Annotated in this window: 20 protein-coding genes; 12 read left to right on the top strand and 8 right to left on the bottom strand. The window is 59.6% G+C overall.

The window, feature by feature from the left end:
- Positions 1-31: 31 nt before the first annotated feature.
- From B0G52_RS06445 to B0G52_RS06410, 8 genes are all read left to right on the top strand, one after another.
- Positions 32-568: a hypothetical protein gene (locus tag B0G52_RS06445; RefSeq protein ID WP_094042707.1), complete on the top strand. Its 537-nt coding sequence runs from the start codon at positions 32-34 to the stop codon at positions 566-568.
- Positions 561-2,060, top strand: a complete 1,500-nt coding sequence (locus B0G52_RS06440) for an AAA family ATPase (protein WP_233162422.1) — start codon at positions 561-563, stop codon at positions 2,058-2,060. The genes B0G52_RS06445 and B0G52_RS06440 overlap by 8 nt, the downstream gene beginning before the upstream one ends.
- A gap of 202 nt (positions 2,061-2,262) precedes the next feature.
- Positions 2,263-2,826, top strand: a complete 564-nt coding sequence (locus B0G52_RS06435; protein ID WP_369827019.1) for an RNA polymerase sigma factor — start codon at positions 2,263-2,265, stop codon at positions 2,824-2,826.
- Positions 2,819-4,027, top strand: coding sequence for a hypothetical protein (locus tag B0G52_RS06430; protein ID WP_094042706.1), 1,209 nt, complete (start codon positions 2,819-2,821; stop codon positions 4,025-4,027). The genes B0G52_RS06435 and B0G52_RS06430 overlap by 8 nt, the downstream gene beginning before the upstream one ends.
- A gap of 138 nt (positions 4,028-4,165) precedes the next feature.
- A complete protein-coding gene (locus B0G52_RS06425; protein ID WP_094042705.1) occupies positions 4,166-5,038 on the top strand; it encodes a 3-hydroxyacyl-CoA dehydrogenase family protein in 873 nt (290 codons plus the stop codon).
- Positions 5,035-6,249 (top strand): acetate kinase, encoded by a 1,215-nt coding sequence (locus B0G52_RS06420; protein ID WP_094042704.1) that lies wholly within the window; start codon positions 5,035-5,037, stop codon positions 6,247-6,249. The genes B0G52_RS06425 and B0G52_RS06420 overlap by 4 nt, the downstream gene beginning before the upstream one ends.
- Positions 6,250-6,292: 43 nt before the next feature.
- Positions 6,293-7,585, top strand: coding sequence for an asparagine--tRNA ligase (gene asnS / locus B0G52_RS06415; RefSeq protein WP_094042703.1), 1,293 nt, complete (start codon positions 6,293-6,295; stop codon positions 7,583-7,585).
- Between the two features lie 61 nt (positions 7,586-7,646).
- The gene (locus tag B0G52_RS06410) at positions 7,647-8,351 is read left to right on the top strand and encodes a DnaD domain-containing protein (RefSeq protein ID WP_094042702.1); all 705 of its coding nucleotides are present in this window, start codon (positions 7,647-7,649) and stop codon (positions 8,349-8,351) included.
- Positions 8,352-8,498: 147 nt separating this feature from the next.
- Here the strand turns inward: B0G52_RS06410 and mtnB are convergent, their stop codons facing one another.
- From mtnB to B0G52_RS06375, 7 genes are all read right to left on the bottom strand, one after another.
- Positions 8,499-9,152: a methylthioribulose 1-phosphate dehydratase gene (gene mtnB / locus B0G52_RS06405; RefSeq protein ID WP_094042701.1), complete on the bottom strand. Its 654-nt coding sequence runs from the start codon at positions 9,150-9,152 to the stop codon at positions 8,499-8,501.
- Positions 9,149-9,841, bottom strand: coding sequence for a 2-hydroxy-3-keto-5-methylthiopentenyl-1-phosphate phosphatase (locus B0G52_RS06400; RefSeq protein ID WP_094042700.1), 693 nt, complete (start codon positions 9,839-9,841; stop codon positions 9,149-9,151). Before B0G52_RS06400 ends, mtnB begins: the two co-directional genes overlap by 4 nt.
- Complete coding sequence (locus tag B0G52_RS06395) at positions 9,838-11,070, bottom strand: 2,3-diketo-5-methylthiopentyl-1-phosphate enolase (protein WP_094042870.1); 1,233 nt, start codon at positions 11,068-11,070, stop codon at positions 9,838-9,840. Before B0G52_RS06395 ends, B0G52_RS06400 begins: the two co-directional genes overlap by 4 nt.
- 63 nt (positions 11,071-11,133) lie before the next feature.
- Positions 11,134-12,006 (bottom strand): pyrroline-5-carboxylate reductase, encoded by an 873-nt coding sequence (proC, locus tag B0G52_RS06390; protein ID WP_094042699.1) that lies wholly within the window; start codon positions 12,004-12,006, stop codon positions 11,134-11,136.
- A gap of 17 nt (positions 12,007-12,023) precedes the next feature.
- On the bottom strand, positions 12,024-13,271 hold the full coding sequence (locus B0G52_RS06385; RefSeq protein ID WP_094042698.1) for a glutamate-5-semialdehyde dehydrogenase: 1,248 nt from the start codon (positions 13,269-13,271) through the stop codon (positions 12,024-12,026).
- Positions 13,264-14,391 carry a glutamate 5-kinase gene (gene proB, locus B0G52_RS06380; protein ID WP_094042697.1) on the bottom strand — a complete coding sequence of 376 codons (1,128 nt, stop codon included), beginning with the start codon at positions 14,389-14,391 and terminating at the stop codon, positions 13,264-13,266. The genes B0G52_RS06385 and proB overlap by 8 nt, the downstream gene beginning before the upstream one ends.
- A gap of 352 nt (positions 14,392-14,743) precedes the next feature.
- Positions 14,744-15,919 carry a pyridoxal phosphate-dependent aminotransferase gene (locus tag B0G52_RS06375; RefSeq protein ID WP_094042696.1) on the bottom strand — a complete coding sequence of 392 codons (1,176 nt, stop codon included), beginning with the start codon at positions 15,917-15,919 and terminating at the stop codon, positions 14,744-14,746.
- Between the two features lie 408 nt (positions 15,920-16,327).
- Between B0G52_RS06375 and B0G52_RS06370 the strand changes: the two genes are divergently transcribed.
- The gene (locus B0G52_RS06370) at positions 16,328-17,122 is read left to right on the top strand and encodes a carbon-nitrogen family hydrolase (RefSeq protein ID WP_094042695.1); all 795 of its coding nucleotides are present in this window, start codon (positions 16,328-16,330) and stop codon (positions 17,120-17,122) included.
- A 278-nt stretch (positions 17,123-17,400) separates the two neighbouring features.
- Here B0G52_RS06370 and B0G52_RS06365 read toward each other — a convergent pair whose 3' ends face one another.
- Positions 17,401-18,312: a LysR family transcriptional regulator gene (locus tag B0G52_RS06365; RefSeq protein WP_094042694.1), complete on the bottom strand. Its 912-nt coding sequence runs from the start codon at positions 18,310-18,312 to the stop codon at positions 17,401-17,403.
- A gap of 119 nt (positions 18,313-18,431) precedes the next feature.
- On the opposite strand from B0G52_RS06365, the gene leuC reads away from it, so the two are divergent.
- The 3 genes from leuC to B0G52_RS06350 all read left to right on the top strand — a co-directional run bounded on the left by leuC (position 18,432) and on the right by B0G52_RS06350 (position 22,163).
- Positions 18,432-19,853 (top strand): 3-isopropylmalate dehydratase large subunit, encoded by a 1,422-nt coding sequence (gene leuC, locus B0G52_RS06360; protein WP_094042693.1) that lies wholly within the window; start codon positions 18,432-18,434, stop codon positions 19,851-19,853.
- A gap of 16 nt (positions 19,854-19,869) precedes the next feature.
- Positions 19,870-20,472, top strand: a complete 603-nt coding sequence (gene leuD / locus B0G52_RS06355; protein ID WP_094042692.1) for a 3-isopropylmalate dehydratase small subunit — start codon at positions 19,870-19,872, stop codon at positions 20,470-20,472.
- A 206-nt stretch (positions 20,473-20,678) separates the two neighbouring features.
- Complete coding sequence (locus B0G52_RS06350; protein WP_094042691.1) at positions 20,679-22,163, top strand: N-acetylmuramoyl-L-alanine amidase family protein; 1,485 nt, start codon at positions 20,679-20,681, stop codon at positions 22,161-22,163.
- The last annotated feature ends 48 nt before the right edge of the window (positions 22,164-22,211 follow it).

Below are 22,211 nucleotides of genomic sequence, written 5' to 3'. Positions count from 1 at the left end.
CCTAGTTTACTTCATAGAGGGGGATCGGCGAATGAATAAAATTAAATTAATTCCGATTACGATAACGGCGGCGTTGACGGCCGCGATTTTGTTCGGCGGATGGTTCGCCTACCGCCATTACGGCATTGAGAAGCCGCTCGACAAAGTGGCGGTCTCGGTTCCCGGCGTGGAAGCCGCGAACATCGACATGACCGGCTCGCTTGTAAGAATCAGCGTCGAGCTTGCGCCGGGCGCCAACCTGGGCGACGTGTACCGCACGATCAAGCAGGACGGAGCCGGAGAGATCGGCAGCCGGCAATTGGAGCTGAAGGTGACGGCCCGCGGCAGCGAGCTGCTGGACAAGGCTTGGAGCTATTCCTTGTTCGATGTCGCCGAGGCGATGGAGAACCGCAAATATTCGGGCGTCCGGGAAGCGATGGAGAAGCTGTCCGAGCAATTTCCGGGCGTTACGGCGACGACGGACATCGACGAGAACAACGTCTATGTCTCCTTGAGGGACGGAGACGCGGCGAAGTTCGTCGTGCTTCCTCGCCAGCCTGCAACGATGGGGGTGTGGCCGAATGCGTAAAATCGGCGAATACGGCAAAGAAATGGCGATCGGAGCCATTATCGTGACGCTTATTTTTCTAGTGTACGTCGGATTGCCTCCCGCCATTCTGGCGATGGGGCTCATTATGTTCGCCGCGGTCTATCTGTTCTCCCGCTCGCGCGGGATGGCGATGGGAGCGGCCGGAGGCAAGAAGACGATCGTCCGCAAGCCGGAATTTCTTACCTTCGACGACATCGGGGGACAGGATCAGCCGAAGCGGGAGCTGAAGGAGGCGCTGGATTTCCTCGTCCACAAGGACAAGATCCAGAAGCTCGGCATTCGCCCGCTTAAGGGCATCCTGCTGACCGGACCTCCGGGAACCGGCAAGACGCTGCTGGCGAAAGCGGCGGCGCAGTATACGCATTCCGCGTTCATCGCGGCGTCGGGCAGCGAATTCGTGGAGATGTACGTCGGCGTCGGCGCCGGCAGAATCCGCGATCTGTTCAAGGAGGCGCGGCAGCAGGCGGTTAAGCTGAAACGGAGCAGCGCCATTATTTTCATCGACGAGATCGACGGCATCGGGGGCAAACGGGACGGAGGCCAGCATCGCGAGTACGACCAGACGTTGAACCAATTGCTGACGGAGATGGACGGCGTGCAAGGCGACGAATCGGTGCGCGTGCTGCTGGTCGCGGCGACCAACCGCAAAGAGCTGCTCGATCCGGCGCTGCTGCGTCCGGGCCGGTTCGACCGCCACATTCAGGTCGATATGCCGGACAAGACGGGCCGGGAGCACATTCTGAAGCTGCATGCCCGCAACAAGCCGCTCGGCGAAGACGCTTCGCTGGTCAAGGTGGCGGAGGAGACGTTCGGATTTTCCGGCGCGCAGCTGGAGAGCGTCATGAACGAAGCGGCGATCTACGCGATGCGCGAAGAAGCGGAGAAGATTACGATGGCGCATCTGTCCCAGGCGATCGACAAGGTCATGATGGGCGAGCGGATGGACCGCGAGACGACGCGCGAGGAGCGCGAGCGCGTGGCGATCCACGAGCTCGGCCATGCGATCGTCGCCGAGACGGTGCGTCCGAACAGCGTCGCGCAAGTGTCGCTTACGCCGCGCGGGCAGGCGCTCGGATACGTGCGCCATCATCCCCGCCAAGACAGCTACCTGTATACGCAGACGGTGCTGGAGGAGCAGATCATGATCGCGCTCGGCGGCGCCGTCGCGGAAGAGATTTTCTACGGGGGCCGCAGCACGGGCTCCAAGGGCGACTTCGATCAGGCGACGTCGATCGTCCGCACGATGATCGAGTCGGGCATGTCCGAGCTCGGCATCGTCCACCCGCAGGCGCTGACGCAAGAGCAGTGGTCGGCGGAGAACGCCGCCATCCTTGGCGGACTGACGGACAAGACGAGAGAGCTGCTCGACCGGCGCAAGGCGTCTTTCAAGCTGCTGCTGAACCATCTGATCAGCGAGGAGACGCTGTCCGGCAAGCAATTGCGGGACATTCTGTCCCACCAAGCGGCTTGATGTTCGAGAAGACTGCTGCGGCATTGAGCCGGGCGGTCTTTTCGCGTTACATAGCGGCAGGACCGCTGCAATCAGGCCGACTGTCGGAGCCGTGTTTTTTAATGGAATTTTAGGTTGATTTGTCGTCGGGGGGAAGGAAATCGGTTAAAAAATGTGATAGCATTGAACCGAGTGCGTTTATGAATCGTCTAACGGATTAGAGGTGGCAAGATTGGAGTCCCAACGCAATTTCGATTTCCTTAAATATATGGTTGAGAGCGACGACAACCAAGGATTGCTGAACGAACTGATGACGGCCTATGGCAAGGAAGTCTGGAATTACGCCTACAGCATTACCCGCAAATGGGACCTCGCCGACGACATCACGCAGGAAGTGTTCATTAAAGTATTCCGCAACATGCACGCGTTTCGTCGGGACGCCTCGGTCAAAACTTGGCTGCTGACCATTACCCGCAATACTGCGATCGATTTTCAGAGATCCGCTTTCTTCCGCAAGGTGACGCTGTCCGACTTCGTCGAGGATTACGGGCAGCGGCATTCGGTGGAGCAGGACGTGATGGAGAAATCGGCCGTGAACGATATGTGGGCGATGGTGCTCGAACTGCCCAAGAAATACAGGGAGGTTATTATTCTATACGCTCATCATCAGATGTCCTTGAAGGAGATCGCGCAAATTTTGGACGTGACGGAAGGAACCGTGAAGTCGCGCATGTTCCACGCCCGTCAGAAACTATCGAAAATGAAGGAGGCGAACCGCGGTGGATGACAAAGATTTATTCGAGCAGCTAAGAAGCGGTCCGTTTTCCCGAAACGGGTTCGACGAGAATCTGCGAAGGAAAATCAACGAAAATCTGGACAATCCACGGCGGGGAGCCAAGCGTCCGTCGTTTCTCAGACTGAGCGTCGTCGGCGCCTCGTTCCTCTTGATCGCCGTCGTCACTGTCGCGCTCTGGGGATGGGACGGCTTCGGCGCCGAGCGGAAGGGCGAGGAGCTGGCGCTTCCGACGGAGCAAGCTTCCAGCGCCGCCGCCTCCGACGAGGCAGACGAGACGAACAAGCTTCCGCACTCGGCGGTCGTCATTGGATTGCGCAAGGACGAGACGGATATGCGGAGCAGCTACCGGACGATCGTGGTCGCTCCCGAGAACGATCGCCTGCAGCAGATCGGCAGCGGAGAAGGCATCTGGATGCCTTACGGACAAGATTTCTGGCAGATCGAAGTTGTGGACGATCCGCTGGGCAAAGGCGATCAGCAACTGGTTGCCCACCTGAAGGGCGTCAAGACGTCCACTACTGCCGAAGTTAAGGGAGAGAAGGACGCATCCAGGCTGAGAAGAACGGAGAAACTGCTCTATGCGGGAGATCGTTACGTCTCGGTTCTGCAGACGACGAACGTGGACACCGAAGGACGCACCGTCGGGCAGAGCGACGTCGTCGTCAACTTGCTGCAGACGCTGAAACCGGCCAATCGGGCCGCCAATCTCGACGCGCTGAGCATGGAGAACGTCTCGTTGAACGAAGCGCTGGGCAGCGAAGATCCGGCCGCGCAGGTCAATCGCTGGGCCGTCGTGCGGGAGAACAACGCCTGGGTGGCGAAAGAAGCGCTTAAAGTCTCCGGAGTGTACGGCGCCGAGGAGATCCGGCGATGGCCGACGGTCGACGTTCGATTGGAGAAAACGAAAGTGGCCAAGGACGAACCTCTGGCGCTCGATTGGTCCGAAGTGACGCGCATCGAACCCGACGCGGTCGACGCCTTCACTTCCCAGGACGAAGACGTCGCGGTCATCGTCTCGGACGATCGGATTCAGCTCGTGCCGTACAGGCTGCCCGAGTCGGAGAGAAACCCGGTCACGATCGACCTCGCCGCGAACGAATCGGTCGTGATGGTGCAGTGGGCGACTCAGGAGCAATACGTGGAGAACTGGAAAAAGTGGTTCCGAGAATGGTTCGCTGATTCGTCACGATAATGGTGATATGATAAGATGAGAGTACCCGATAAAATGTTCCGCAATGTGAGATTTTTCAATGCGGAACGGGTGCGATCATCTTATTCTTGTATAGAGCGCGAAATTCATCGCAGCAATCGGGTTGGAGGGAACAGACATATGTTTAGAGTCGTTGGCGTAGTAGGCGCGGGAACGATGGGGCAGAGCATTGCCGAGATGCTCTCGGTAAAAGGGCTGGACGTGCATCTGGTGGAGAAAACGCCGGAGAAGCTTCAGCAGGCAAGGGAAATGCTGGAGCTCAGCCTGGATCGACAGCTCGAGAGATGGGCCATTACGGCGGCGGAGAAGAAGCTCACGCTTAGCCGAATACATATGGAAGCTTCGCTGCACGATCTGGCGAAATGCGATCTTGTCATCGAGACGATCAGCGAAGAGCTGGACAGCAAAAAAGAAGTGATCCGACAGCTCGACGACATTCTGGCTTCGGATGCGATCGTGGCGAGCAATACGTCGACGCTGAGCTTGACCGAGCTTGCGGGGGTCAGTAAATATCCGGGACGGGTCATCGGCATGCACTTCGTCTATCCGGCTTTCCGGATCGATGTCGTCGAGATCATTCGGGGGCTGCAAACTTCCGACGAGACGTTCGGCAAGACGAAGTCGTTCATCGACCACGTCCTGTCGAAAAAAGGCGTCATGGTGTACGAGTCTCCCGGATACGTGACGACGAGGCTGATCTGCCTGCTCATCAACGAAGCGCTTCATCTGCTTGAAGAAGGGGTGGCTTCTCCCGAAGACATCGACGATGCGATGAGCATGGGCTACAGCTTCGAGCACGGACCGCTGGAGATGGCGGACCGCTTCGGGCTCGATTCCGTTCTGGCCGCCCTTGAGCGGATGTTCCGGGAATACGGGGAACTGAAATACCGGCCGTCGTTTCTGTTGAAGAAGAAAGTACGGGCCGGCCAGCTCGGCATCAAGACGGGAATCGGATTTTTCAAGTACGACAAGGACGGTGAACGGTTGTCATGAACATTCTCGTCATTAACGCGGGGAGCTCCTCGCTCAAATACCAGCTGTACGATATGAAGACGGAAACCGCCATGGCCACGGGACGGGTCGAGCGGATTGGAATGGATTCCTCGATCCTGACGCACGAGGTCGCCCATCAGCCGGAAGTGCGGGAAGTAAGCGAAATTCTCGATCATACGACGGCGATCAAGAAGGTGCTCGACATGCTGACGCACCGGAAGTTCGGCGTGCTGCGGAACATCTCGGACATTCAGGCAGTCGGCCATCGTGTCGTGCATGGAGGCGAATCGTTCAGCGAGTCGGTGCTCGTCGACCACAGCGTCAAGCTGGAAATCCGCAGGCTGTTCGACCTGGCTCCGCTGCACAATCCGGCGCACATGATGGGCATCACGGCGGTCGAAGACAACTTGCCAAGCGTCCCGCAGGCAGTCGTGTTCGATACCGCCTTCCATCAGACGATGCCGCCGATCTCGTACTTGTACGCGATTCCGACGGTATTGTACCGCAAGCACAAAATCCGCCGCTACGGCTTCCACGGCACGTCGCACGACTATGTCAGCCAGCGCGCGGCCGAGTTTCTGGGCAAGCCGCTCGACCAGCTGAAGCTGATCACGTGCCACATCGGCAACGGAGCGAGCTGCACCGCGATTTTGCACGGCAAGTCGTACGATACGAGCATGGGCATGACGCCGCTTGAAGGGCTGATGATGGGGACGCGCAGCGGGGATCTGGACCCGGCGGTCGTGCCGTACACGATCAACAAGGAAGATTTGACGCTGAACGAGGTCAGCTCGATGCTAAACAAGCACAGCGGACTGATCGCCGTCTCGGGAGTCAGCAGCGATATGCGCGAGATCGTCGAGGCGATGAACGAAGGCAACGAGAAGGCGAAGCTGGCGTTCGACATGTACGCTTACCGGATTCGCAAATATATCGGCGCTTACGTCGCGGCGATGGATGGAGCCGATGCGATCATTTTCACCGCAGGCGTCGGGGAAAACTCGGACGTCTTGCGCAAGGCGGTCTGCGAGCGATTGACGTTCTTCGGCGTGCGGCTGGACGAGGAGAGGAACGCGATTCGCTCTTCGGAGCCGCGCAGAATTACGACCGACGATTCCGAGATCAGCGTGCTGGTCGTTCCGACGAACGAGGAGCTGCTGATCGCGCGGGATACGTTCCGGCTTGTCAAAAATAAAGCAGGCGGCCGGTAAGATAAGGCTGTTGCATATCGAACATCGGAAAGGGGCTGTGTCCATGGGACGTGTAGATTTGAAGACGATCGGCAGCTATGTCGGTCAGACGGTAACGTTCGGGGGCTGGCTGACGCGCAAGCGTTCCAGCGGTAAAATTCAGTTTCTGCAAATTCGCGACGGCATGGGCTTCATTCAAGGCGTGCTGGTCAAAGCGGAAGTGCCCGAAGAAGTATGGGAACGCGCGGGCCAACTGACGCAGGAGAGCTCGTTCTACGTGACGGGTCTCGTGCGGGAAGAGCCGCGCAGTCCGTCCGGCTTCGAGCTGGCGGTGACGGGCATCGAGATTATCCAGATCGCCAAGGATTATCCGATCACGCCGAAGGAGCACGGAGTCGACTTCCTGATGGATCATCGCCATCTATGGCTGCGCGCGCCGCGTCAACGCGCCATTATGCGCATTCGCGCGCAAATCATCTCGGCGATACAGCAGTTTTTCGACGAGCGCGGTTTTACGCTCGTCGATCCGCCGGTACTGACGCCGTCTTCGTGCGAAGGTACGACGAACCTGTTCCATACGAAATATTTCGACGAGGACGCCTATTTGACGCAGAGCGGCCAGCTCTACATGGAAGCGGCGGCGATGGCGCTGGGCAAAGTATACTCGTTCGGCCCGACGTTCCGGGCGGAGAAATCGAAAACCCGGCGCCATCTGATCGAGTTTTGGATGATCGAGCCGGAGATGGCTTTCGTCGACCATGAAGAGAACTTGAACGTTCAGGAGCAATTCATCGGTCATATCGTGGACCGGGTGCTAAGCAACTGCAAGGCCGAGCTGGCCGTGCTGGAACGCGACGTCGCCGCGCTCGAACGGGTGAAACCGCCGTTCCCGCGCATTACGTACGACAAAGCGCTTGAGCTGCTCCAGGAAATCGGCATGGATCTGCCTTGGGGAGAAGATTTCGGCGCGCCTCACGAGACGGCAATCGCCGAGAAGTTCGACCGGCCGGTATTCATCACCCACTATCCGGCGAGCTTTAAGGCGTTCTACATGAAGCCGGACCCGAACCGTCCGGAGGTCGTCCTGTGCGCGGACATGATTGCGCCGGAGGGCTACGGGGAAATCATCGGCGGCTCGCAGCGGATCGACGATCCGGAGCTGCTGGCGGAGCGATTCGCCGAGCACGAGCTGACGGAAGAAGCCTACGGCTGGTACAAGGATCTGCGGAAGTACGGAACGGTGCCGCATTCGGGCTTCGGGCTCGGACTTGAGCGGGTCGTTGCCTGGATATGCGGCCTGGATCACGTTCGTGAGACGATTGCTTTCCCGCGCACGCTGTACCGGCTCTATCCGTAAACGAACGAAATCCGCTGAACGATAGACACGTTAAAGAGCAGACAGGGGATGAAACCGGGGGATGAACGATCGCAGTTCTTTGGCCAAGGGAATGGCGGAGGCATATATGGACGGAGCCGTCAGCATCCCGTACGCTTTGCTTCGAACCTACAGGGCGCTTAAGCTCACCGATACGGAAGCGATGCTGCTCATGCATCTGATCGCGTACCGTCAGCTGGAACAAAACGAATTTCCGACGATCGAGCAGCTTCAGGAGAGATTGGGCTGCTCGCCGTCGGTCGTCGGGCAGGCGCTGCAGAAGCTGATGAAGCTCGGCTTCGTCGAGATCGACGAAGTGTTCGATCCGGCGAGCGGCGTCCAATCGGAGCGTTACAATCTGTCGGGGCTGTTTTACGAGATCGGGGCTCTGCTGTCGGCAGGAGAGCTGCCGATGCGGGCGGGACGGGCCGACGAGACGGCCGAGGCCGCCGATCGCGCGGCCGCCGTGCGGCCGGCGCTGTCGCCGGTGACGGGCAGCCTGTTCTCGCTGTTCGAGCAGGAGTTCGGACGCCCGCTGACGCCGACGGAATACGAAATTATGAACGGCTGGCTCGACCAGGACCAGTATCCGGACGATCTGATCCGCTTCGCGCTGAAGGAATCGGTGTTCGCGGGCAAGCTGAGCTTCCGCTACATCGACCGGATTTTGCTCGAATGGAGCCGCAACCGCGTCACGAACGTCGATCAAGCCCGCGATCATGCGCAGAAGTTTCGCGGCGGGCGGTGAAGTCCGGGGCGACGCTCTGTCAAAAAATCCGCTTCCCTGTCTGCCGATTGCAGACGAGGAAGCGGATTTTTTTTGACAATTGCAGAAAGTATAAAATTCGCTATCCTGATCTGAATCGTCTCCGACAAAACGCATTCAAATTCGAAGTCAGCCCTTGCGGCCGTTTAAAAGTTCCCAACGGTAGGCGTACTCGAACAGAAACTCGAACGCCTCCAGATGCTTTTTCGCCTCGAAGGCGTCTTTGCCCCAGGCGCATACGCCGTGCTTGCGGATCAGCAGGCCGGGTACGCGCGGATCGAGCCGTTCGGTAATTTCCGGGACGATGCGCGGCACGTCGGCGTAATTGGTCAGGATCGGCACGTCGATGCGCGCATCCTCTTCCCAAATGTTGAACGCCTTGATCAGCTCGACGCCTTGAATCGGAACGGCGCGGCGTTCCCAGAACCACTCGGAGACGAGGTTGTTAAATACGCTATGAATATGGAAAATGGCGCCCGCACCAGTCAGTCGGTAAATTTCGCGGTGCAGCGACGTCTCGGCGGAGGGCTTGAGCGTCGTCGCCTCGCACGGCTTGCCGTCCTGGTCGACGAACAGGAAGTCCTCCGGCGTCGAGCGCGTCTTGTCCTTGCCGCTTGCCGTAACGGCGAAATAGAAGCGGTCGGGCGAGTAGGGGCCGATCCGCATCGACAGATTGCCGCCAGTGCCGGCGAACCAGCCGCGCGAGGCGAATTCTGCCTTTACTTCGGTAAACTCGCCGAGCACTCGGCGCTTCTCTTCGGTCGTAATGTCCGCGAAGCTCATGAGCGCAAGCCCCCTTGTTCAAGATGATGAATGACGTCGTGGAACGTCTCGAACGGCAGGTGCGGAAGTCCGAGCTCTTGGCACTTGTCCGTCAAATGGGAGCGGGAGAAGACGAGGTCGACGATCTTCGCTCCGGGAAAATCGGTGACGCTGTCCCCGATCAGAATGCGATAGTGGCTGTCCGCCGGGAAGCGGCGGATGACGGCGGTTTTGCACATGCCGCAGCGACCGCGGTTGTCGCAATGGTCGTCGCAGTCGTACGGCCACGTAATCCGGATGCGGTCCCCGCTGAAATCGCTGCCGTTGCAGTAAACATGGTCGGCCGGAATGCCGAACGGCGCCAGCAGCGGATGGACGAAGAAGTCGATGCCGCCGCTCGTGACGTAGAAGGGCACGTCGTGGGTCTTGCACCAGTCCAGCAGCTCGGCGAAGCCCGGACGGATGCCCGCGCTCGTCAAGATGTAATTTCTGACTTCGTCCTTCATGGAAGCAGGCAGGAGGGCGAACATCTCGCCGACGCCTTGCTTGACGGACTTCGTGTCGGTGATGATTTCCTGTACGATCTCATCCCAACCCGGCGGGTTAAAATGCTTCATGACGGCGATGATATTGTCGCTGAGCGTGATCGTGCCGTCAAAGTCGCAGAACAATACCGGTTGACGCGGAAACTTAGCTGTCGTGCCGCTCAAGATGTGCGTACCCCCCAGCGTTCGATCGCGATGCGCAATTCCTCGTGATTTTCAGCGTATTTTTCCAGCGGGACTCCCGATTTGGTTGCGTCTACCGCCTGACGGAACGCGCGTCCTCCGGCAGCCGCGCCTCCGGGATGACCGTGCACGCCGCCGCCCGCATTCACGACAACTTCGGGGCCGAAGTCTCCCATAATCAGCGGCACGAGGCCTGGATGAATGCCCGCGGACGGAACCGGGAACGCCGGCTTCTGCGGCAGCCCGGGCACAAGCAGCGCCTCCATGACTGCGAGGTTTTCCGCCTTCGGCATGACGACCGAGCCGTAAGGGGAAGGGAACAGCGACAGATCCGCTCCGGCGATCCGCATCAGCTTGCCGAGCAGCACGGGCGCCGAGATGCCGTAGTGCGGCGAAGGGTAGAACGCGCCGGCCATCGCCGGATGGGCGGCGATCGGGACGTTGACGTCCGGGTCCTTGGCCAGCTCGGCGAGCGCATCGAATCCGTAGGCGAGCACGTTGAACAGGAGGCCGTTCGCTCCCGCCGCAATTGCCCGCTTGGCATTCTCCTTCAGCTCGAACGTCGATCCGGTCAAGTTCGCGAAGTAGATGAGTTTCTGTCCGGTGGCCTGCTCCGCTTCCTTGGCGGCGGAGACGCATGCCTCGATGCGCCGCTCCAACGGGGTCAGCGGGTTCTCGAACAAAATTTCGTCGTCCTTGATCAGGTCGACGCCGCCGAGCGCCTGCTGGAGGAACTGCTCGCGGAGATTCGCCAGATCGTGGCCGATAACGGATTTGAAAATGCTCATGACGAGCGGCCGGTCGTGAACGCCGAGCAAGTCGCGCACGCCTTGGACGCCGAATTTCGGCCCGGGGAACGCGCTCAGGAAGTCGGAGGACGGCGCGATGTCGATCAGCTTGATGCGGCCGTCCATCGACAGCTTGCCGAACGCGGTGACCAGGAAGGCGGGAATGTCCCGGCTGAAGTTGACGTCCGGGTAAGCGATCGTAATATCGGCATAGCGTTCGCCCGGCTGCACGCCTTCGGGCTCGTGCGCCTCTACGGACACGACTTGGCCAAGATGCTTCTGCATCTGTTCCTTGGCCGCCTCCGGCAGCTCGGTCCAGCTTCCTACGGTGAGTCCGACGGCGATGCTCTGCGCCTTTTTGGCGAAATCGGCCTTGTCGTCGTACAGCCGGTAAGTGGCATGGCTATAGGCAGAGGAATTCATTTCGATGATAACCTTCTTTCCTTGCAAATCTTCTTTTGGAACAACCTCTTCTATACTTGCGGATCAGGATTTGACGGCTTCTTCGCGGATGGCCTCGCCCATCTCGCGGGCTCTCTCCGCGCAGCGCAGGATGGCCTGGTTCATGCCTTCCCGGAAGTCGAACCGGTCCAGCGTCTCGATGGCCGCTTGGGTCGTTCCGTTCGGCGACGTGACTTTGCGGCGCAGCTCGCCCGGATTCTCCCCGGTAGACAGCACCATCTCGGCAGCGCCGCGAACCGTCTGGACGGTAAGCGCCTTGGCCGCTTCCGGCGTTAAGCCGAGCTTCACTCCGGCGTCGATCATCGCTTCCATCAGATAGTACACGTAAGCCGGGCCGCTGCCGGACACGCCGTTGACCGCCTCGATCAGCGGTTCCTCGACGACGGCGGTCATGCCGATGGCGCCGAACATGGCCAGCGCCAGCTCGCGGCGCTCCGCGGAGACGGCTTCGGAGAAGCTGATGCCCGTCGCCCCGAGGCCGATCGTGCTGGACGTATTCGGCATCGTGCGGACGACCGGCTGCTCGCGGCCGAGCAACTGGTGGATGGTAGAGATAGACAGGCCGGCAATGAGCGATACGACGAGCTGCTCCGGACGGAGCAGCGGCTTAAGCGCCTTGATCGCCGTCGCGGCATCCTTCGGCTTCATGCCGAGAACGACGACGTCCGCGGACGTCAGCGCCTCGTTCTTCTTGTCGTCCGTATCGGCGGGAACGACGCCGTAGCGGGAGGCCAGCTCCCGCAGGCGTTCGGCGTTCTGCCGGTTCATGACGGAGATGCTGCCCGGTTCGGCCAGCTTGGGCTCGACCAGGCCGCGCAAAATCGCTTCCGCCATCGAGCCCGCCCCGTAAAAGCAAAGTCGAACTCCCCGCAAGGGGGAGGAGGTTGAATTCGTCATTTTTCCGTTGCACGCTCCTAAGCTCTGATTTGACCCGAACCGACAATGCGGTATTTCGTCGAAGTGAGGGCGGGCAGTCCCATCGGACCGCGCGCGTGCAGCTTCTGCGTGCTGATGCCGATTTCGGCGCCGAAGCCGAATTCGAAGCCGTCGGTGAAGCGGGTGGAGGCGTTATGGTAGACGGCGGCGGCGTCGACTTCCTGCAGGAAGCGTTCGGCGTTCCCGGCGTCTTCCGTCACGATGCACTCCGAATGCTGCGTTCCGAACTTGCGGATGTGGGCGAGCGCTTCGTCTACATCTTTTACAATTTTCAGGTTCAAAATGTAGTCGTTGTATTCGGTGGCGTAATCTTCCGCGGTTGCCGTCTCGATTGACGGAACGAGCTTGCGGGACGCTTCGCAGCCTTTCAGCTTGACGCCGGCTTGCGTGAATTTGTCGGCAAGGGCGGCCAGATGCTCGGAAGCGAACGCTTCGTGCAGCAGCAGCGTCTCCATGGAGTTGCACACCGACGGACGCTGAACCTTCGCGTTCAGGGCGATCGCTTCCGCCATCGCGTAATCCGCGCTCGCGTCCGCGAACGTATGGCAGATGCCCGCGCCCGTCTCGATGACGGGCACCGTCGCGTTCTGCACGACGTTCTGAATAAGCGATGCGCCTCCGCGCGGAATGATGACGTCCAGCAAGCCGTTCAGCTTCAGCATTTCGTCGACCGACTTGCGGTCCGAATCCTCGATCAGCTGCAGCGCGTCCGCGGGAAGGGCCGAGCGCGACAGCGCCTCGCGCATGACCTCGACGATGGCGCGGTTGGAGGAGAGCGCCGCCGAACCGCCGCGAAGCACGACGGCGTTCCCGGTTTTCAGGCAGAGAGAGGCGGCGTCCACAGTGACGTTGGGCCGCGCTTCATAGATCATGCCGATAACGCCGAGCGGCACGCGCCTCTGTTCGATGGACAACCCGTTAGGACGATCGAACGACTGCAGCGTTTCGCCGACCGGATCGGGCAGCTCGACGACTTCCCGGACGCCTTGGGCGATGCCTTGCAGCCGCTGCGGAGTCAGCTTCAGCCGGTCGAGCAGCGATTCCGACGTGCCTTGGGCGCGCCCGCGGACGATATCCTCCTCGTTCGCGGCGAGCAGGCGGTCTTCAGCGGCAAGCAGGGCGTCCGCGATTAAAATCAGCGCCTCGTTCTTCTGCTCGGTAGTCAGGTTATTCAACGCGGCGGTCGTTTCCCGAGCCGCCTTGGCTTTCGTTACGACTTCACTCATGTGCGTGAGCCTCCTTTACGATCGTGGATGCGACCCATTCGTCGCGGTGAATGATTTCGATGCGGGCGACGTCGACGCGTTTGCGCGCTTCGTCGGTGGATAAGCCGGCTACGGCCGTAATCTGCCATGGGGCGTAATTCGTGATGCCCCTGCCGAGCACTCGGCCGTCTTGACTGACGACCTCGACGACTTCCCCGGGGTGGAAGTCTCCCTCCGCGGCCGTAATGCCGGCGGGGAGCAGGCTGCTTCCCCGGTTCAACAGCGCGTCTTCCGCTCCGGCGTCGACGACGATTCTTCCTTGCGGATCGGACAGGAATCCGACCCAATGCTTCTTCGCGGACAGGGAGTGGAGGGAAGGGGCGAAATAAGTGCCCTTGCCGACTCCGGCCGCGGCCGCCATCAAATCTCCGGCTTCGGATACCCGTCCTACGAATAACGGAACGCCTCCCCGCATGGCGATGCGCGCCGCGTCGAGCTTGGAGCGCATGCCGCCGGTGCCGACGGAAGAGCCGGCTCCTCCCGCCATCCGGTACAGTTCTTCGGTGAGCGCCTCGACGCGTTCGATGCGCTCGGCTTCCGGCATTTTGCGGGGATCGCCCGTGTACAATCCGTCCATATCGGTCAGAATGTACAGGCCGTCGGCTTTGACCAGATTGGCGACGAGCGCGGAGAGAGAGTCGTTCTCCCCGAACTTGATCTCGTCGACGGCGACGGTGTCGTTCTCGTTAATGATCGGGATCGCCCGCTGCTTCAGCAGCTCCTCGATCGTTCTCGTGGCGTTCTGCGCCCGTCCCCGGTTGCTGAAATCCGGCCGGGTGAGCAGGATTTGCGCGGCCGCGATGCCGCTTGCGCCCAGCGCTTCCTGGTAAGCCTGCATCAGCAGCGCCTGGCCGACGGATGCGGCCGCCTGCTTCTCGTGCACGAGCTTTGGTCTGTCCGTATAGCCGAGCCGGCGGAACCCCGCGGCGATCGCTCCGGACGTGACGAGCAGCACCTGGTGGCCCTCGCCGTGCAGCGAGGCCAGCTCGTCCGCGAAAAACTTCACCTGCGCGCGGTTTAATCCGCCTTGCTCGGAGGTGAGGGAGCTGCTGCCTATTTTGACTACGATTCGTTTGCCCATGCGTTCAACCTCCTATCAAGCCATAAAAAAAACTCCCGCCCCATAAAGGACGAAAGCTCATCTTCCGCGGTACCACCTTCGTTGACGGCGCCTGAATACAGAGGCATCCGTCCTCTCATGCTCCCGATAACAGCGGGCGCTGTCCGGCTCGTCGCCGTCCGCTCGGGGATGGGGGAGGCGGGGGGCCAGGCAAACTCTCTCAGCCAAGGAGTTTGCTCTCTGCGCGAGCCCGGGTCCGCTTCGTTTCCCGTCATTGCGTTGGTATGATCGCCGGTCGCCCCGGCGCTCGAATATCCTAAGAATACCATGCGCCGCAAGGGTTGTAAAGGAACGGACGGCGGGGGAGGCGGACTTAGAACAGCCCGAGCCGTCCGACTCTGGCCGCCACCTCGCGCAGCCGCTCCTCGCTCGTCAGCAGGCCGAGCCGGACGTAGCCTTCGCCGCTTTCGCCGAAGCCGGAGCCGGGAGCGACGACGACGTCCGCTTGCTCCAGCAGCAGATTGGCGAACGACATCGACGTGTGGCCTTGGGCGACTGGCAGCCAGCAGAAGAAGGAGCCCGCAGGCTTCGTCGCTTTCCAGCCGATTTCGTCCAGCGCTCCGTACAGGGCGTTGCGGCGGCTTTCGTAGGTCGCCACGAGGTCGCGAACGGATTGCTGCGGGCCGGTCAACGCTTCCGCTGCGGCTTCCTGGATGCCGCCGAACAGACTGCAGTACATATGGTCTTGAATCAGGTTGATCTGCTCGATAATGTCCGCGTTGCCGATAGCGAAGCCGACGCGCCAGCCGGCCATATTGTACGACTTGGACAGCGTGTAAAATTCGACGCCTACTTCCTTGGCCCCCGGCGTCTCCAGGAAGCTGACCGGACGTTTGCCGTTGAAGCCGATTGCCCCGTAAGCGAAGTCGCTGGCAACGACGATGCCGTGCTTGCGCGCGAACGCGACGGTCCGTTCGTAAAATTCGGGAGTCGCCGTCGCAGCCGTCGGGTTGTTCGGGTAGTTGAGGAACATCAGCTTGGCGCGATCGACGGCGCCGGACGGAATCGCTTCGTAATCGGGAAGGAAATCGTTCTCCTCCTTCAGCGGCATGAAGCTCATTTCCGCCCCTGCGAGCGCGACGCCCGACCAGTAATCCGGATAACCCGGATCGGGCACGAGGCAGACGTCGCCCGGATCGAGATAAATTTGGCTGATCTCGATCAGGCCGGATTTGCCTCCGAACAGGACGGCAACTTCCGTCTCGGGATTCAGCTCGACGCCGTAATCCGCCAGATAGCGCTCAGCGACGGCTTGCTTCAGGAACGGAAAACCGCGAAAAGGCGGATATTTGTGGTACAGCGGGTTTTCGGAAGCGGTTTTCAGCCGTTCCACGACGTTCCGGGGAGTCGGCAAATCGGGATTGCCTTGTCCGAGATTGATGACGTCGCTGCCTGTAGCGGCGCGCGCGTTCGCTTTGGCGACGAGCGCCGCGAAAAATTGTTCGGGTAAAGCCTGCATCCGCTTGGCAGGGGTAAACTTGACACTCATGCTCGATCGTCACGCTCCGTCATGCTTAGAATTGGAATAGGATGAATGTAGCATAACGACATCGGCTCGGCAACGGATGCGGGCTTTTTTGTGGAAAAAAATCAGAGATAGCAGGGCGGAATTGTGGAAATTGTTGTGGGCGTGTTGCGGAAACCTGGCCAGAGCGGGCGCAACCATACCGCTAACCCGCGTTCAACCGCCAGCCCTGGAAACCAATAACTTAACCAGATAACATTGGCGGAACGATACGCGCGGTTGCCGGAACGGGGAGGATGCAGTACGATGGAGGACATAGAGCGACTGTCGATCAAGGATCGAGCCTCACGATCCGCTAATGACTGCGATTCGGCGCGGCGAGCCCCGTTCGTTGACAGTCTCCATAATGGACGTCTACAGGAGTGAATAACGATGACTCAATTGAGGATTGCATTAGTGCAGATGAATATAGAAGCGGGGAATACGGAAGCCAACTTCGCCAAAATGGAGCAGAAGCTGGAAGAGGCGGCCGCGCTTGAGCCGAAGCCGGACTTGATCGTGCTGCCCGAAATGTGGAACACGGGTTACGCCCTGAAGGAAATCCGCAAGCTGGCGGACCCGGACGGAGAGCGCACGAAGAAGCTCGTGTCCGAGTTTTGCCGCCGTCACGGCGTCAACGTGCTCGCGGGATCGATCGCGCAGCTGCGCGGCGAAGGTGTGACGAACACGATCCACGCGTTCGATCGGACGGGAGCCAATATTGCCGAATACAGCAAAATTCACCTGTTCCAGTTGATGAACGAGCATCTTCATCTGGAAGCAGGGGGAGCGGCGGGATCGTTCGAACTGGAGGGCGTTCCGGCGGCGGCGATGATCTGCTATGACATCCGTTTTCCCGAGTTGGCCCGCAAGCTGGCTTTGGGCGGGGCGAAGCTGTTGATCGTCCCGGCAGAATGGCCGCATCCCCGCCTGCATCACTGGCGCACGCTGCTGCAGGCCAGGGCGATCGAGAACCAGATGTTCGTCGTCTCCTGCAATACGGTCGGTGAAAGTGGGGGCTCCAGCTTCTTCGGCCACTCGATGGTCATCGATCCATGGGGAGAAGTCGTGGCCGAAGCCGAAGAGCGGGAGACGATTCTCGTCGCCGACATCGATCTCGCGCTCGTCGACGAGGTGCGCGGCCGCATCCCGGTATTCGCCGACCGCAGACCCGAATTATACGAGTGACGGGTATTCATACGCGATTTCCTCGCCGCGTGATGCAGCATTAACGGTCTGTCGGACCGTTAGCGGTTTCTCGTAGAGGTGAATCGCCGGATTAACGGTCTGTCAGACCGTTAGCGGTCTCTCCCGGCGGGGAGTCGACGGATTAGTGGTCTGCTGGACCGTTAGCGGTCCCTCGCAGAGGTGAGTCGGCGGATTAACGGTCTGTCAGACCGTTAGCGGTCCCCGAGCAGTGCCGAACCGTCGGCTCAACCGTCGACCACCCCCGCCAACCGTCTCCGTTATTTTCCCATATCGATCTTGTCGAACGTGGAGCGGAACGTCGAGATGAAAGCCTCGGCCGCGTTGGACAGGTAGCGTCCTTTGCGATAGGCGATGACCAGCGTACGCGTCGGACGGCCTTCCAATTGCAGGTATACCGGGGCGCGGCCAGGCCAGTCGCTGCGAGTGACCATCTTGGGCAGGAAGGCGACGCCCATGCCGGCGGCCACCAGCGACTGGACAGTGTCGATGTTGGCGCTCTCGAAGACGACGCGCGGGTCGAAGCCGGCCGCGGCGCACAGATCGTGCGCGATCAGGCGGAACCCTTGGCCTTTCTTCAAAAGAACGAACGGCTCGTCCTTCAGCAGCCCGACGGAAATTTCCTTGTCCCGGTACTGCGGATGCGCGAGAGGGTGGTCGGGAGGCACGGCGAGGCAGATGCCTTCTTCGATGACGGGAAGATAGGCGAGCGACGGCTCAATCAGCGGAAGCGAGAGCAGGCTGACGTCCGTGCCGCCGCTGGCGGTCAGCTGTTCCAACTGCCGGGTCGTCTCTTCGATGAGCACGATTTCAATGTTCGGGTAGGCCTCGCGGAAAACGGGAAGAACGTGCGGCAGCACGTGGGCGCCGGTCATCGGGAGGCTGCCGACGACGAGCCGGCCTTTGCGCATGTCGGCGATGTCCTCCATCTCGCGGCGAAGCTGGTCGGCCATATCGACGATCTGCTGCGCTTTCTTGACGAACACGTCGCCCGCGTGCGTCAGTTCGACGGAGTTTGTGCTTCTCTTGAACAGCAGCACGCCGAGCTCCTTCTCGAGCTTGGACAGCTGCTGGCTAAGGGACGGTTGGGCGATGTGCAGCTTCTCGGCGGCGCGCGAGAAGTTTCTTTCATTCGCGATTTGGATGGCGTATTGCAATTGGCGGAACTCCATCTAGAGCCCTCCTTTATAGTCTGGAACAATTAACCTTATAGATATTATATCTTGGAACAATGATAGACGAAATGTTAAGATAAGAGCAAGCTAAAGAGAACTTTTGGGGTGAACAACAGATGAGCAAAAAAACGATGTTCGAGAAAATTTGGGAAAACCACGAGATCGTATCGGAGCAAGGAAAACCTAGCATCCTGTATATCGATCTTCACCTGGTGCACGAGGTTACTTCCCCGCAAGCGTTCGAAGGCTTGCGCTTGTCCGGACGCCAAGTAAGACGGCCGGAATTGACGTTCGCGACGATGGACCACAACGTTCCGACGAAAGACCGCTTCAACATTTCCGATCCGATCTCCAAACAGCAGGTCGATACGCTTACGGCGAACTGCAAAGAGTTCGGCGTCAAGCTGTACGACTTGAACACGATCGACCAAGGCGTCGTTCACGTTATGGGACCGGAACTCGGCCTGACTCACCCGGGCAAGACGATCGTGTGCGGCGACAGCCACACGTCCACGCACGGCGCGTTCGGCGCGCTTGCTTTCGGGATCGGCACGAGCGAAGTCGAGCACGTTCTCGCTACGCAGTGTCTGCAGCAAGCCAAGGCCAAAACGATGTGCATTCGCTTCAACGGCAAACGCAAGCCGGGCATTACCGCGAAGGACATGATTCTCGGTCTGATCGCGAAGTACGGCACGGACTTCGGCACAGGCTACGTTATGGAGTATACGGGCGAAGCGATTCGCGAGTTGACGATGGAAGAGCGGATGACCGTCTGCAACATGTCCATCGAAGCCGGCGCGCGCGCCGGTCTGATCGCTCCGGACGAAACGACTTTCGCATATTTGCGCGGACGCGAATACGCTCCTCAAGGCGCTGCGTTCGATAAAGCTGTCGAGCAGTGGAGAGCGCTGTGCACGGACGAAGGCGCCGAGTTCGATTTGACGCTCGACTTCGACGTTGCTACGCTCATTCCGCAAGTGACTTGGGGCACGAGCCCCGGCATGGGTACGGGCATTACCGATTCCGTACCGGTTCCGGAAGAGCTGCCGACCGAGAACGAGCGCAAAGCCGCCAAGAGCGCGATCGAGTACATGGGCCTTAAGCCGGGTACGCCGATGACGGACATCGAGATCGATTACGTGTTTATCGGCTCCTGTACGAACGGACGCATCGAAGACTTGCGGGCTGCGGCATCCGTGGCGCGCGGCTACAAGGTCAACCCGAAAGTGACCGCGATCGTCGTGCCGGGCTCCGGACGCGTCAAGATCCAAGCCGAGAAGGAAGGTCTCGACAAGATCTTCGTCGAAGCCGGATTCGAATGGCGCGACGCGGGCTGCAGCATGTGCCTTGCGATGAACCCCGACGTTCTTCAGCCCGGCCAACGCTGCGCTTCGACGTCCAACCGGAACTTCGAAGGCCGTCAAGGCCGCGGCGGACGCACGCACCTCGTATCGCCGGAGATGGCAGCGGCAGCCGCCGTCCAAGGCCGTTTCGTAGACGTGCGCAAATGGGATTTCAAAGCCGAAGTAACGGCGTAAGGGGAGGATCACGAACATGGAAGCATTCGTACAACTGAACGGACTTGTCGCCCCGGTCGACCGGGTTAATGTAGATACCGACGCCATTATTCCTAAGCAATTTCTGAAAAGAATCGAAAGAAGCGGGTTCGGCCAATTCCTGTTCTTCGAATGGAGATGGGATGAGCAGGGCAACGTCATTCCGGAATTCAGCCTGAACAAGGACCGCTACCAGGGCGCGTCCGTCCTGCTGTCCCGCGCCAACTTCGGCTGCGGCTCGTCCCGCGAGCACGCGCCGTGGGCGATTCTGGACTACGGCTTCCGCTGCGTCATCGCGCCGTCGTTCGCCGACATTTTCTACAACAACTGCTTCAAAAACGGCATTCTGCCGATCAAGCTGACCGAAGAGCAGGTCGACGACCTGTTCAAGCGCACGGAAGCGAAAGAAGGCTACAAGCTGAACGTCGATCTGGAAAACCAGGTCATTACCGACGAAGACGGCTTGAACATTTCTTTCGAGATCGACGCGCACCGTCGGAACTTCCTGCTGAAAGGGTTGGACGATATCGGCCTCACGCTTCAGCACGAAGCCGCCATTACGGCCTACGAACAACGCCGCGCCGCAAGCGCGGTCGTCTAACGCCGAATACTGCGGACGCGGATGCCTGAAATAGGCAGAAAAAAGACCTTTTGTCTCCGATTCGGCAAAATTCGGGGCAAGGGGTCTTTTTTTCCTCCGTTACGCAACTTTTCATGTTTTTCTACGTCTAATGATTCGTGGACAAGCCGCTGCAATTCTACATAAATCGGCATCGTTCGCAAATCTTTCAGACATCGAGGTGAAGCATGAAGAAGTGGCTCTCCCTGTTGTTCGTCGTCGCCGGCATGCTGGTCCTGAGTTCGGGCATGGCGCACGCCGCCAAAGCGGAGACGCCGACGCCCAAATTGATTTTGGACGGCATGGAGTTAGAGCCCCAGGTTCCGCCGTTTCTCCTGAACAGCACGGTTATGGTGCCGGTGCGCATCGCGACCGAGAATTTGGGATACAAGGTGGACTTCGACAACAGCAAGAAACAGGTGACGGTATCCAACGGCAAGAAGAAGCTCGTCATGACGGTGGACAAGCCTACGGCTTACCTGGACGGTACGCCGATGGAGATGACGAAGCCGCCGCTCATCCAATCCCAATTTACTCTTATCCCTTTAAGATTTCTTGGCGAGTCTCTTGGCGTTCAGGTTTTCTGGGATAATCAAATTAAATCGGTATTTATGTATTCTCCCGCGGAGACTGAGCCCGGCGGCAGCGCCGGCAAGCCGACCGATCCTTCGGACGGCGGCCTGATCGGGGTCGTCGACCCGAGCGAAGGCACCGGCGAATCGGGAGAAGAGACTTCTCCGGGCACCGTCGTTCCTCCTGCGGTGACGGGAAATCTGAACGAGATTTACTACGATCCCGGGACGGAATCGGTCGTGCTGAAATACGACGGCCTTATCGTTCCCCGAGATTTCAAGCTGGACAATCCGAAAAGGATCGTAATCGACGTTCCGAACGGAAGATACGCGCCGGAATTCATTCCCGCCGTCGACTTCTCCATGGCGAACGAAGGTTATATTCCCGTAGAGGGACACGAAGCGCTGCGTTCGATTCGGTATTCGATGTTCGGAACGGATACGAAGGCGCCGAGATTCGTGCTCGACCTCAATCAAGCCTGGGATTACGAGCTGAGCAACGATCCGGGCGCCGGCACGCTCACGATTGCGCTCAAGCGTCCTCCGGAAGACAAATCGCTCTACACGGTCGTTCTGGATGCCGGACACGGCGGAACGGACCCTGGCGCGATCAGCATCTCGAAGAAGCCGGAGAAGGATTTTAACCTGGCCGTCGTGCTGAAGGTGCAAGCGCTGCTGGCGGGTGAAGAGCGGATCAAGCTGATTCTGACCCGTGCGGACGATACGTATCCGACGCTGACGGATCGGTATACGCTGGCCAATTCGATTCAAGCGGACATTTTCGTGTCGGTGCATGCGAACAGCAGCACTTCGCCGAATACGAACGGCACGGAAACTTATTATACCCGTGAAGACAGCAAGGCGTTCGCCCAGCTGATGCATTCCTTATTCGCTCCGGCGACGGGCTTGAAGGACAACGGCTACAAGAAGCACTCCGTCAATCTCGCCGTGACGACGAAGACGACGATGCCGGCCATTTTGCTGGAAGCCGGTTATTTGTCCAGCAGCATCGACGAGCCGAAGCTGTGGACCGAAGAGCTGCAAAACCGCGTAGCCCAGGCGATCGCGACGGGAATCAAGCTGCAATTGAATCTGCAATAAGCTGTCCGGCCCTATTAGGGGCCGGCATGCTCATATTCCGGGAGAGGG

This window comes from Cohnella sp. SGD-V74 (assembly GCF_003001675.1).
Lineage (GTDB): Bacteria > Bacillota > Bacilli > Paenibacillales > Paenibacillaceae > Cohnella.
Note: the sequence above shows the minus strand (reverse complement) of the source record. Positions and strands in the feature narration are given on the sequence as shown.

Excerpts from the sequence above, each read along its gene's own strand:
- B0G52_RS06445 (WP_094042707.1), top strand. The coding sequence starts at position 32 with ATGAATAAAATTAAATTAATTCCGATTACGATAACGGCGGCGTTGACG.
- B0G52_RS06440 (WP_233162422.1), top strand. The coding sequence starts at position 561 with ATGCGTAAAATCGGCGAATACGGCAAAGAAATGGCGATCGGAGCCATT.
- B0G52_RS06425 (WP_094042705.1), top strand. The coding sequence starts at position 4,166 with ATGTTTAGAGTCGTTGGCGTAGTAGGCGCGGGAACGATGGGGCAGAGC.
- B0G52_RS06420 (WP_094042704.1), top strand. The coding sequence starts at position 5,035 with ATGAACATTCTCGTCATTAACGCGGGGAGCTCCTCGCTCAAATACCAG.
- asnS (WP_094042703.1), top strand. The coding sequence starts at position 6,293 with ATGGGACGTGTAGATTTGAAGACGATCGGCAGCTATGTCGGTCAGACG.
- B0G52_RS06410 (WP_094042702.1), top strand. The coding sequence starts at position 7,647 with ATGAACGATCGCAGTTCTTTGGCCAAGGGAATGGCGGAGGCATATATG.
- mtnB (WP_094042701.1), bottom strand. The coding sequence starts at position 9,152 with ATGAGCTTCGCGGACATTACGACCGAAGAGAAGCGCCGAGTGCTCGGC.
- B0G52_RS06395 (WP_094042870.1), bottom strand. The coding sequence starts at position 11,070 with ATGAATTCCTCTGCCTATAGCCATGCCACTTACCGGCTGTACGACGAC.
- proC (WP_094042699.1), bottom strand. The coding sequence starts at position 12,006 with ATGACGAATTCAACCTCCTCCCCCTTGCGGGGAGTTCGACTTTGCTTT.
- B0G52_RS06385 (WP_094042698.1), bottom strand. The coding sequence starts at position 13,271 with ATGAGTGAAGTCGTAACGAAAGCCAAGGCGGCTCGGGAAACGACCGCC.
- proB (WP_094042697.1), bottom strand. The coding sequence starts at position 14,391 with ATGGGCAAACGAATCGTAGTCAAAATAGGCAGCAGCTCCCTCACCTCC.
- B0G52_RS06375 (WP_094042696.1), bottom strand. The coding sequence starts at position 15,919 with ATGAGTGTCAAGTTTACCCCTGCCAAGCGGATGCAGGCTTTACCCGAA.
- B0G52_RS06370 (WP_094042695.1), top strand. The coding sequence starts at position 16,328 with ATGACTCAATTGAGGATTGCATTAGTGCAGATGAATATAGAAGCGGGG.
- B0G52_RS06365 (WP_094042694.1), bottom strand. The coding sequence starts at position 18,312 with ATGGAGTTCCGCCAATTGCAATACGCCATCCAAATCGCGAATGAAAGA.
- leuC (WP_094042693.1), top strand. The coding sequence starts at position 18,432 with ATGAGCAAAAAAACGATGTTCGAGAAAATTTGGGAAAACCACGAGATC.
- leuD (WP_094042692.1), top strand. The coding sequence starts at position 19,870 with ATGGAAGCATTCGTACAACTGAACGGACTTGTCGCCCCGGTCGACCGG.
- B0G52_RS06350 (WP_094042691.1), top strand. The coding sequence starts at position 20,679 with ATGAAGAAGTGGCTCTCCCTGTTGTTCGTCGTCGCCGGCATGCTGGTC.